Annotated in this window: 7 protein-coding genes; 5 read left to right on the top strand and 2 right to left on the bottom strand. The window is 67.4% G+C overall.

Going from position 1 to position 11,673, the window contains the following annotated elements; genetic code table 11:
- Nucleotides 1–54: 54 nt before the first annotated feature.
- Complete coding sequence (locus ACFY5D_RS00410; RefSeq protein WP_387523481.1) at nt 55–1,395, bottom strand: amidohydrolase family protein; 1,341 nt, start codon at nt 1,393–1,395, stop codon at nt 55–57.
- A 298-nt stretch (nt 1,396–1,693) separates the two neighbouring features.
- Nucleotides 1,694–2,923 (bottom strand): AI-2E family transporter, encoded by a 1,230-nt coding sequence (locus tag ACFY5D_RS00405; RefSeq protein ID WP_387523478.1) that lies wholly within the window; start codon nt 2,921–2,923, stop codon nt 1,694–1,696.
- A gap of 320 nt (nt 2,924–3,243) precedes the next feature.
- On the opposite strand from ACFY5D_RS00405, the gene ACFY5D_RS00400 reads away from it, so the two are divergent.
- From ACFY5D_RS00400 to ACFY5D_RS00380, 5 genes are all read left to right on the top strand, one after another.
- A complete protein-coding gene (locus ACFY5D_RS00400; RefSeq protein ID WP_387523475.1) occupies nt 3,244–4,269 on the top strand; it encodes a 3-oxoacyl-ACP synthase III in 1,026 nt (341 codons plus the stop codon).
- Nucleotides 4,263–6,875 carry an alpha/beta fold hydrolase gene (locus tag ACFY5D_RS00395; protein WP_387527504.1) on the top strand — a complete coding sequence of 871 codons (2,613 nt, stop codon included), beginning with the start codon at nt 4,263–4,265 and terminating at the stop codon, nt 6,873–6,875. Before ACFY5D_RS00400 ends, ACFY5D_RS00395 begins: the two co-directional genes overlap by 7 nt.
- Nucleotides 6,872–7,906, top strand: coding sequence for an NAD-dependent epimerase/dehydratase family protein (locus ACFY5D_RS00390; RefSeq protein ID WP_387523472.1), 1,035 nt, complete (start codon nt 6,872–6,874; stop codon nt 7,904–7,906). Before ACFY5D_RS00395 ends, ACFY5D_RS00390 begins: the two co-directional genes overlap by 4 nt.
- A 260-nt stretch (nt 7,907–8,166) precedes the next feature.
- A complete protein-coding gene (locus tag ACFY5D_RS00385; protein WP_387523469.1) occupies nt 8,167–9,912 on the top strand; it encodes a glycosyltransferase in 1,746 nt (581 codons plus the stop codon).
- A 542-nt stretch (nt 9,913–10,454) separates the two neighbouring features.
- Nucleotides 10,455–11,606 (top strand): CDP-glycerol glycerophosphotransferase family protein, encoded by a 1,152-nt coding sequence (locus tag ACFY5D_RS00380; RefSeq protein WP_387523466.1) that lies wholly within the window; start codon nt 10,455–10,457, stop codon nt 11,604–11,606.
- The last annotated feature ends 67 nt before the right edge of the window (nt 11,607–11,673 follow it).

Genomic DNA, 11,673 nt, shown 5'->3' with positions numbered 1-11,673 from the left:
GCACGGGCACAGGTTCCAGGGCGAGATCCGTGCCGGCGCCGGCCGTGTGTTCGGTTAGCCCAGGTCGTTGCGCACGATCGCGCCCTGGGCGACCACCACGCGCACCTCGCTCAGGGCCTTGGAGGTTTCCAGCGGGTTGCGGTCCAGCACCACCACGTCGGCCACGCCCCGGCGGACAAGGCGCCCCACACCGTCGCGCTCCACGCCCAGCAACTTGGCCGGGGCGGTCGTGATCGACTGAAGGGCCTTCAGCGTGCCCAGCCCCGCCTCGGACAGGGCGTTGGCCTCGTCGCCGATCGGGGTGACGTCCGCACCGAAGGAGTCGGTGCCGCCGACGACGGTTACGCCGACTTCGTTGGCGGCGCGGGCGGCCTCGGCCAGGATCGGCCCGTATTCGCGGCCGCGCTCGGCAAGCACCGGGTTGCCGGAGTTGGCCATGCCGGCAATGCCGAAGAGCGTCGGGCTGAAGTACGTGCCCCGTTTGGCCATGCTCACCAGAGTCGCCTCGTCGACGAACACGCCATGCTCGATGCTCCTCACGCCCGCGGCCACTGCACCGGCGATTCCCTTGGCGCTGTAGGCATGGCACAGCACCCCGGCGCCCTTGGCGGCGTGCACGATCGCGGAGATCTGTTCCTTGCCGTAGACCAGCTCGCGCGGATCCTGGTCCGGGATGCCGGCGCGCGGGTTGGCGCGGGTCTTGATCACGGTGGCGCCGCGCGAACGGTTCACCCGGGTCAGGTACGCCAGGTCCTTCGGATCCGTGAGCTGCCTGCGCATGGCCGCAAGCGGTGCCAGGTCGGGGTCGGCCAGGATGGAATCGCCCTGGTCGGGGGAAACGAACAGGCCCGCCGCGTGCATGCGCGGAGCAAGGCCCGGGGCGTAGTGCGGCACCCGCGCCAAAGCGATGTCCTGGTAGAAACTGGACGAGCCGCTGCGGACAGTGGTGGCGCCGTGGCTGAGGATCAGGGCGGCGTCCTCGAAGGCCTGGGCGTGCACGTGGGCGTCGACGAAGCCCGGCAGGACGAACCTGCCATGCGCGTTGATGCGGATCGCTTTGGCCCCGGCATCGCGAACCGCCGTGCGGGTCTCGTCCCGCGTGCCTGCGGCCTGGACCACGCCATCGGCCAAGACCACGATGGCGTCTTCGGTGGCGTGCCCGGTGCCGGGGTCGATGAGCGTACCGCCCTCGATGATGACCGCACCCGGGCGCTTGCCTTTGCCGCGCTGTAGCGGCAACGAGACCGGCGAGGCTGCCGGTTCGGCGGCGAGGGCCCCGGCGGGGAGCATGCCGGCCATGCCCAGCCCGGCGAGCGCAGCGGCCCCGGCCAGCACATGGCGGCGCTCAAGCGCTTTGGAGGGAACGGGGCCCGTGCTGTGGTCGTGCTCGCACATGGGTTTTCTGCCTTTCGTCGGGAATAGCTCTGGCCCAGACTAGTGGCATTTCGGACAATTTTCCATAAATGGGATACCGAAAACGAAGTATTTCGCCGGAGGATTTCTCCGGGGGTGCCGCCAACGGCTCCTGATGGGGTTGGAAATAGCTGAAGACGTGGCGTCGCCCCAAGTCGTATCCTTGACCTGCCGGCACCTTCGGATCAAGGATTGAATCCCAAATCAGGGAAATGCACCCGATCGCGAAAGATTCTCGGCGGATCAAGGATTAACCCCGGAGGAACTGCGGTCCGGACCACTACGTCGCCGGATCGCCATTGCCCGTTGCCGACGTGCCGGTACCCTCGCCCATCCGGGGATGTTCCACCGGGCCGCGATCCGGGCCCGGTCCCTGGGCATCCTCGGGATCCGACCCGGCGCGCCACCTCCCGCGCACCACAAAGGTGACCATCGCATTGACCACCGCGACAGTTGGGACGGCGAACAGCGCCCCGGGGATTCCCGCAAGATAGGAACCCGCGGCCACGGCAAAGACGACGGCCAGCGGATGGATCTTCACCGCCGCGCCCATGGCCAGCGGCTGCATCACGTGGGCCTCGAGCAGGTGGACCAGCAGCACCCCGCCGAGCATGACCAGTGCCTGGATCGGCCCCACGAACACCAGCGCCACCAGCACCGCGATGGCGCCGGTGACAATGGCACCGATGACGGGGATGAAGGAGGCCAGGAACACCAAGATCGCAATGGGCACCACCAAGGGCAGTCCCACGAAGAAGGCGAACAGGCCGATTCCGACGCCGTTGCCGGCGGCCACCAGGATCTGCACCCGCACGAAACTTGTCAGCGTGTTCCAGCCCGCCTTCCCGGCGCCGTCAACCGCGGGACGGGCGCCGCGCGGAAAGAGCCGGACCGTCCAGCGCCACACGTTTGCCCCGTCGATCAGCATGAAAATCGTGGCAAAGGCCGTCAGCAGGGCACCCGCCAACACGTGGCCGGCCGTCTTGCCGAGCACCAGGGCGCCGCTGAAGATCTCATTTCCGTGCTTCTGGATTTCCCGGCCCAACTGCACCAGGAAAGCGTCGAACTGGGCGCTGGTGAACTGCAGGGGCGACGAGTCAAGGAAGTCGCGGAACTGCCTGTAGGCCGCCACCGAGCGCTCCTGGACCTCCGGCAGGCCCGCGTTGATCTGGGTTTCCACGAGCACCACCAGGCCGGCCATGACCCCGCCCGCGACGACCAGCGCCAGGATGATCGCCAGCCACTTGCGCCACCCGTGCGCCACCAGCCAGCTGACCGGGGGCTTGAGGAAGGCGGTGAGCAGCAGCGCGATCATGAACGGGACGACGATTTCCTCGAGCTGGGCGACCAGGAACACGAACACCGCCAGCACCCCGATGATGCCGAGCACCCGCCAGGCGCCCTTCCCCACCAGGTCGAGCCCGGGCGGAAGCGCCCGCCGCACGTTTCCCTCGCGCGACGGCAACCCGCCGTTCCCCTCCCGCTTCCCGCCCTGGCCCGTCGGTTGCATGTGCTTCCCTTCCCGGATCGGGTTCCGGGCCCTGATTAACGGGTTTCGGAACGCGCCCACGTGGGACGAATCTACCGCCCAGTTCTGCGCGGGCACCAGAGGGAATGGATCCGACTTTCGGCGCCGGACAAGGGCACGCGGCCGGCACGCGGTCCTCGACACATTTCACGCCACGATCCCCAAGTTGCCGTTCAATGCCAAGGTACCGACGGGTAGGGCATAACGTATGACGTGGATTACATGCTCAGTTGGGCTTAGTCTTGGCCCAGTATCCGGTAGCTTCGGCGAGCGCGCCACACCCCCGAAACGAAGGCTCGATCTTGAACGGCAATGCAACATTTCGGCACAGCAATTCCGCCTTGCTGGCGATCACCAGCGTTCAAGCTCCGGTGGTTCTCAGTTCCGCCGAGTTTGACGAGCGGCTGGCCCCCAGCCTCAAGCGACTGCGGCTCTCGCGCAAGCTCCTTGAGCGCGTGGCGGGAGTCGTCGAACGCCGCTGGTGGGACGCCGGGACAAGCTTCGACGACGCCGCCGTCGAAGCCGGCGGCAAGGCCCTGGCCGAGGCAGGCATCGAGCCCGGACAGGTGGGCCTGCTCATCAACACCTCGGTGACCCGGCGCAACCTCGAGCCCTCGGTGGCCGCGAAGGTCCACCACGGGCTCGGCCTCCCCTCCTCCGCCATGAACTTCGACGTGGCCAACGCGTGCCTCGGCTTCGTCAACGGCATGACCCTGGCCGCCAACATGATCGATGCCGGCCAGATCAAGTACGCGCTGATCGTCGCCGGCGAGGACGCGCAGCCCACGCAGGAGACCACGATCCGTCGGCTCAACGACAAGAACTCCACGCGCGAGGACTACCTCCGCGAGTTCGCGACGCTGACCCTGGGCTCCGGCGCCGCAGCCGCCGTCATCGGCCCGGCCAACGAGCATCCCGGCGCGCACCGCATCCTCGGCGGGGTCAGCCGCGCCGGCACCGAGCACCACGAGCTGTGCGTCGGCGGCCCTGCCGGCATGTTCACCGACACCAAGGGTCTGTTGGACAACGGCCTGAAACTGGTGGTCAACGCGTGGGACGAGGCACACGCGGCGGGCTGGAACTGGAAGTCGATGGACCGCTACGTCACCCACCAGGTCTCCAACTCCTACACCAACGCCATCATCAAGGCCGTTGGCCTGGTGCGCGAACGCGTCCCCATCACGTTCCCGAAGTGGGGCAACGTGGGACCGGCCTCGCTACCGATGACCCTCTCCCAGGAGGCCGCGACGCTGCGGCCCGGGGACCGGGTGCTGTGCATGGGCGTGGGTTCCGGGCTGAACACCGCCATGATGGAGCTGGCCTGGTGAACGAGGCCTTTCCCGGGGTGGATCCGGCGTGGTCCCGCCGTGTCCGGGTCCCGTCGACGTCGGCGGCGGATGCCCCCGGCACCGAACACGACTGGCACCTGCTGGACAACGGCCCCGAGCTGGAGTCCCGCGGCGTCACGCCGATCGGCACGCTGTTGTGCGTGCACGGCAACCCGACCTGGTCCTACCTGTGGCGCAGCCTGCTCCGGCACGTCGCGGACAACGGCCTGCCCTGGCGCGTCGTCGCCGTCGACCAGCTGGACATGGGCTTTTCCGCGCGCACCGGGGTCTTCCGCCGGCTCGCCGACCGGGTCAACGACCTGGGCGACCTCACCAATGCCCTCGGCTTGGACGGCCCCGTCACCACAGTCGGGCACGACTGGGGCGGCATCATCTCCCTGGGCTGGGCGCTGGAACACCGCGACCGCCTCGCGTCCGTGGTGCTGACCAACACCGCGGTGCACCCCGCGGGCCACGACCTTCCGGCCGCCCTGCGCCTGGCCACCCACCCCGCGGTGCACGGCTGGGGCACCACCACCAGCACCGCCTTCCTGCGCACCACGCTCGCCCTGGCACAACCCGCACTGCCCCCCGAAGTCCACAAGGCATTCATGGCGCCCTACCGCGGCGCAAAGCGCCGGCACGGGGTGGGCAACTTCGTCGCGGACATCCCCTTCGGCCCGGAACATACCAGCAGGCCCGCGCTGGATGCGATCGCCCAGGGCATCAGGTCGCTCGACGTCCCCGCCCTGCTGCTGTGGGGGCCCAAGGACCCCGTGTTCTCCGACCGGTACCTGCGCGACCTCATGGACCGGCTGCCGCAGGCCGCGGTGCACCGCTTCGAGGGCGCCAGCCACCTGCTGCCCGAGGACCGCGACGTGGCAACCCCGATGTTCGACTGGCTCGGGGAATCCACCCGCCAAAGGCCCGAACCCGCCGAAACGGCCGAGACTCCCGCAGCCGCGGAGTACCTGCCCATGCTCGCCGAGCTGGACGACCGGCGCAACGACCACTCGCCCGCCGTGGTGGACATCAACCCGCCAAGCTCCCTGTCGTGGTCGCAGCTGGGCAACCGCGTGGACGCGCTGGCCCGCGGGCTTGCCGGCATCGGGGTGCGCCCCGGAGACAGGGTCAGCCTGCTGGTGCCCCCGGGGACCGAGCTGACCACGCTGATCTATGCCTGCCTGCGCCTGGGCGCGGTGATCGTGGTGGCCGACGCAGGACTGGGCACCGCCGGGCTGGGACGCGCCATTCGCGGCGCGGGACCCGGCTACCTCATCGGCATCGAGCGCGCCCTCGCGGGGGCCAGGATGTTCGGCTGGCCCGGCGTCCGGATCGCCGCGGGCCCGCTGCCCGCCGCCAAGCGGAAGCTGCTCGGCGTCGCGCACACCGTCCCGGAGCTGCTGGAGGCCGGGACCCCGTCGCCGGGGGCCGCCGACACTCCCCCGGCGTTCGCGCCGGCCGACCCGGACGCCGACGCCGCGGTGCTCTTCACCTCGGGCTCCACCGGCCCGGCCAAGGGCGTGGTGTACACGCACCGCAGGCTCGCCGCCATGCGCGACACCCTCAGGGGCACCTACGGGCTGCGTGCCGGCTCCGGGCTGGTGGCGGGGTTCGCCCCCTTCGCCCTGCTCGGCCCGGCCCTCGGCGCCACCTCGGTGACCCCGGACATGGACGTCACCTCCCCGCGGACGCTGAGCGCCGCCGCACTGGCCGATGCCGCGGCGGCCATCGACGCGGACGCGGTCTTCGCCTCCCCCGCCGCGCTGGCCAACGTGCTGGAAACGGCCGGCTCCCTGGATGCCGCGCAACGCCGCTCCCTCGGAAAGGTCGCGCTGCTGCTCTCCGCCGGGGCGCCCATCCCCGAGCCCCTGCTGGCCCGGGTCCAGGGGCTCGTCCCCGCGGCCCGGATCCACACGCCCTACGGGATGACCGAGGCGCTGCCCGTCACCGACATCGACCTGGACGGCATCCGCGCCGCGGGCAGCGGCAACGGCGTCTGCGTCGGCACCCCCGTGGCCGGGGCGCGGGTGGCCATTGCCGCCCTGGCCACGGATGGCAGCGTCTCCGGCGTCCCGACCACCGCCGCCGGCCTCAGCGGGGAAATCCTGGTGCGCGCCCCGCACGTCAAGGAACGCTACGACAGGCTGTGGATCACCCAGCGGGCAAGCTCCTTGATCCCGGGCTGGCACCGCACCGGGGACGTGGGACACCTCGATGGTTCCGGCCGCCTCTGGGTGGAGGGCCGGCTCGGGCACATCCTGCGCACCGCCTCCGGCATCGCCACCCCGGTGGCCGCCGAACACGCGGCCGAATCCGTCGCCGGCACCGGGCGTGCCGCGATCGTCGGCGTGGGCCCCGCCGGGACCCAGGTGGGCGTCGCCGTGCTGGAAACCGTGCCGCCGGCCCGCCGCGCTGCGCCCGCCGGCCCGGAACTGGCCACCGCCGTGCGCGCCGCCGTCGCCGGCACCGGGCTGGAGCTGGCCGCCGTGCTGGTGGTCCCGGCCCTGCCCACCGACATCCGCCACAATTCCAAGATCGACAGGACCGCGCTGGCGGCGTGGGCATCCTCCACCCTGTCCGGCGGGAAGATGCGGACCCCGTGAGTGCGGTTCACGGCTCCGCCCCCCGCCGCGTGCTGGTCACCGGCGCCAGCGGGCTGCTGGGCGGCCGGGTCGCGGCGTTGCTGCGCGCCAGGGGGCACGCGGTGCGCACCTTCCAGCGCCGGCCCTCCGCCGGTTCCACCGACGAGGTGCTCGGGTCGCTCGGCGACGTGGCGGCGGTGCGCCGCGCCGTCGCGGACATGGACGCGGTCATCCACCTGGCGGCCAAGGTGTCCATCACCGGCGCCTGGGACGAGTTCGTCGCCACCAACATCGCCGGCACCAACACGCTCCTCGCGGAGGCCCGGGCCGCCGGGGTCCGCGACCTGGTGTTCGTCTCCTCCCCCTCGGTCGCCCACCTCGGCGCGGCGCTGGCGGGCGCCGGTGCAGGCGTCGCGGATCCGGAGCGCGCCCGCGGACACTACGCGCGCTCCAAGGCCGCGGCGGAGCTGGCGGCACTGGCCGCCGATTCGCCGGGCTTCCGGGTCGCCGCCGTCAGGCCGCACGTGGTGTGGGGCCCCGGCGACACCCAGCTGGTCGAGCGCGTCATCGCCCGGGCGCGGGCCGGGCGCCTGCCCCTGCTCGATGCCGGGGCAGCGCTGATCGACACCACCTACATCGACAACGCCGCGGAGGCGATCGTGCGCGGCCTCGAACGCATGGAGCACGCCCGCGGCCAGGCGCTGGTGGTCACCAACGGCGAACCGCGACCCGTCGGCGAACTCATCGGCGGGATCTGCCGTGCCGCCGGGGTGCCCGCCCCCGCATGGAGCATCCCCGGATGGCTGGCCCGAGGCGCCGGATCGGTGATCGAGCGGGCCTGGACCGTGGCGGGCGCACGGGGACTGGTCCGCGACGAGCCGCCCATGACCAGGTTCCTGGCCGAGCAGCTTTCCACGGCCCACTGGTTCGACCAGCGCCACACGCAGGCGGTGCTGGACTGGAGGCCGGCGGTCACCGTCGACGAGGGCCTGGCCCGGCTTGCCGTGCACTATGGAGGGTCCGGCCCCGGGACGGATCGCCGGGAATCCTGACCGGTTTCCGCACGTTTGCCGCGCGTTTTCCGGCGAGCGCCACGAGGAAACTCCCAGTGGGAGAAACTTTCCCGGGGGTGTTGCATTGCGCCCAACCACGCCTAGTGTAGGGAACATCGGCATTCGTTCCTCGAGCGGCCCCCTTCCCGGAGAGGCTTGGCATGGCACAAGAGTTTGACCCCGGACCCACGGCAAGCGCTCCAAGCCGCCCCGACCCGATGAGGGCGGGGGCACGGCCTGCCCTGATGGTTACGTGGTCGGTGAACGATACCTTTGGCGGGATGACGGCCATGTGCTTGAAGCGGGCAAGCCTCTTTCACGAGCGAGGCGTCCCCAGCGCCGTCGTTTCCTTCAAGGCGGAGCCGGCGTTCGCGTCCATTCGCTCCGCGCTCGTGGCAGCCAAGAAACTCCATCCCGACGTGCCGATCATCAACCTCCACGAGTACTACGCTTCCGTGGTCGAAGGGTCGGCTCCGGCACGGCAGGATCCCCAGGACTACAAGAACTTTGAGTGGAACCACCATTCGAGCACGAGACGCGAAGCGGACGGATCGATCCTTTATACGGAGCATTCCTCGCGGATACACGGGGGGATTTCTCACAGGGAGCACTTTCGTCCCGATGGAACCATCTATCTGACCGATTCGGTGCTCCCGCTCCCACACAATCCCCAGAAAACCGAACGGATCCTACGCCTGATTGACCCACAGGGTCGGGTTCGGGGCGAATTCGCCGGTGCAAGCGAACTCTACAAACACTGGTTGGCGGAGTTGGTCGGCGAGGCCGAGACCGACGTCATCGTCGACAGCAAGTTCTCCGCGGGTTTCCTCTGGTCCTTTGAACATCCGCTGGCCATGAAGTTCGTCAATTTCCACAGCACCCACGTTTCGGCGGGCGAGAACCCGCTCACCGGAAAGCTCTCGGATGCCCACCAGAGCATCATCGGCAACAGGGAAAATTGGGATGGAATCACGTTTCTCACCACATCCCAACGTCAGGCATTTGTGGAACGATTTGGCGACCAAGGCAACACCGTGGTCATCAGCAACCCGGTGGACGGGCCGGACGTGCTCCCGGATTTCGCGAAGCGTGACCGGACCAAGGTCTTGCACGTGGGGCGCTTCACCAAGGGAAAGAATGTTTCCGAGGCCATCGAGATCGTTCATGGCGTGGCCTCCGGCGGGACTCCCGTCAGGCTGGATCTGCTCGGTGAAGGCGAGCAGCACAAGGAACTCGCCGAGCTGGTCCGGCGTCTGGGGATGGAAGATCTCGTCCGCTTCCGCGGCCATCTGGAAACCGTGGAAGACGAACTTGCCACGGCCAGGGTGCTCCTCCTCTGCAGCAAATTCGAAGGACAGTCCCTGGCGCTGCTCGAGGCACAGGCCGCGGGGTGCGTACCTGTTTCATACGACGTGGACTTCGGGCCACGCGATGTGATCCAGCAGGACACCACGGGATTCCTGATTCCGTTCCAGGACCGCGAGGCCGCCGTCCGAGCCATGACGCGACTGCTGACCGACGATGCGTTGTGCGAGGAAATGTCACGCAACGCCTTCAACCTTGCCAAAAATTACACCAGCGATGAAATCTTCGGCCAATGGATGCACGCCCTGGATTCGGCCAGGGCCAAGCAATCCGCGCGAAAGGCCATGGCCGGCATCAAGGCAAGGCTGTCCGCAATTCGTTTCCACCCGGACGGAACATTGGAGATTGAGGTCGGCACCGAAATGGCGGGACTCCAGCTGGACGGATTGGAGCTCGTGCTCACCCAACGCGGGAATCCCGATACCCCACCGGTGAAGTGCGGACCATGCAGGGAAATCGATGGCGGTTTCGGGTTCCTCATACCGACGGATCTGCGCACGAGAATCCCCGGCGACGGACCCATCGACATTCATGTGCGCTTTGAAACGGATGGCATTGGCCGCACCGTGAGGTTGGGCGCCGACAGGAAACCGGTGGCCTATCCATTCATGACCGCCTATGGGAATCTCAGCTTCAAGTAGACGGCTGCTAACGCCAAATCCGAAAGGAGGAATGTGCCTGAATTCTTCGTCGCGGACTCGGGCACCCCGGCCAGACCCGAGCGGTGCCGCGCGGATCGGAACGGTCGCCGCTTGGCGGGTAAATCCCTCGTTCCGCTACGCCTCGACCATCAGTTCAGCCCAAGTCCCAACTGGTATAGTTATAGCGCTAAGCGGCCGTGACGGTGATTATTGTCATGTTCGACCCCTTGTAGGTGGAACCCAAAGACAAATGTGTAGTCGCTACTCAATTCACCGCTACAGCACTTGGTTCTTGTCAAAACCAAACAGCACCAAAGAGCATCCCACGGCAAATTTCGGGACGGGTTCAGCCAACACCAATCGCTGATTCCTTTTCCCTTTGAAGCCTTACCGGCTTCAATGGTGACAGCAACCAACACAGACAGGTGTCTCGCGTGAAAGATTGGCTAGGCCAACGGTTGTCGGCAATGATTTCGTCGCCAACCGGAATAAAGGTACGGAGATCGTTGGGCGTCGGCCCCGCTCCGGTGGCAAATCACGAGATGGACCAGATCCATGTGGCGGGGGAAGTCGTCGTCTATTTCAGCGACGTGCCAAACCGCGCCTACCAACTGGAACAGTGGCTGCCGGCTCTCGAGAACCTCAACAAGGTGCACCCTGTCGTGCTGGTCTTCCGCAAGGTTCCAACGATGCGTCAGTTCCGTGGCCTAACCACCTTGCCCAAGATCTTCTTGCGCAGGTACGACGATCTAGTCAACTTCTACAAGTTCAACGATTTCAAGGTCTGCCTCTACGTAAACAACGGCGTGGCCAATTTCCAGTCGTTGAGCGCGCCGGAGCTGGTCCATGTGCATGTAAACCACGGAGAAAGCGACAAGCTTTCCATGGTTTCCAACCAGGCCAAGGCCTACGACAAGACTTTCGTGGCGGGGCCGGCTGCCATCGAGCGGCACCAGGCTGCCCTGATTGATTTCAACTTGGACAGCCTGGTCAAGGTGGGCAGGCCGCAACTGGACAGTTCCTTCAAGTCGCCCCTTCCCGCATTCTCGGGAAGAACCGTGATGTACGCCCCCACTTGGGAAGGGGAAAACGATGCCAACAACTACACTTCACTTGAAATCTTCGGCGAGCGGATCATCACCTCGCTTGTTTCCCTGCCGAACACGCGGGTCATCTACAAACCGCACCCCCGGATTTCCACGACGACAAACAAGGACATGGCCGCCGCGAACGCACGCGTGATCGAAATCCTGGGTGCAAACCAGGTTGCCGGCGGAAAGCACATCGTTGATGATTCAAGCAACATCCTCGACCTGTTCGAGGGCATCGATGTGCTGATCACCGACGTGTCCAGCGTCGGGCTGGACTTCCTCTACCTGCACCCGGACCGGCCGCTGATTCTGACCGACCGCAGGAACGACATCGACCTGCTGCACCGTGAAGTTCCGGTCAGCCGGTGCTGCCCCGTCATCTCGAAATCCACCGCGAATCAACTGCTCTCGACCCTCAGCGACCACTTCGATGGTTCGGAAAACGTCGAGCAGCGCCAGGAAATGCGTTCCTTCTACTTCGACGAGTTTGAGAAGGGCCAGTCGACGACCGCGTTTATTTCCGCGATCGCCGGTCTCATCGCTGACCGCCGGCAGAAGCTCGATTCCAAGGCACGTGGGTCGGTCGTTCCAAGGCCCGAGTAGCCGCTAACCGGCATTCGCCGCAGTTTCACGAAGCAAACGGAGATGCCGCGTTGTCCCAGCCTTGAAG

This window comes from Paeniglutamicibacter sp. NPDC012692, assembly GCF_042901625.1.
GTDB lineage: Bacteria > Actinomycetota > Actinomycetes > Actinomycetales > Micrococcaceae > Paeniglutamicibacter.
Note: the sequence above shows the minus strand (reverse complement) of the source record. Positions and strands in the feature narration are given on the sequence as shown.

What these genes read in the sequence shown, in the direction of transcription:
- ACFY5D_RS00410 (WP_387523481.1), bottom strand. Translation starts at nt 1,395, where the DNA reads ATGTGCGAGCACGACCACAGCACGGGCCCCGTTCCCTCCAAAGCGCTT.
- ACFY5D_RS00405 (WP_387523478.1), bottom strand. Translation starts at nt 2,923, where the DNA reads ATGCAACCGACGGGCCAGGGCGGGAAGCGGGAGGGGAACGGCGGGTTG.
- ACFY5D_RS00380 (WP_387523466.1), top strand. Translation starts at nt 10,455, where the DNA reads ATGGACCAGATCCATGTGGCGGGGGAAGTCGTCGTCTATTTCAGCGAC.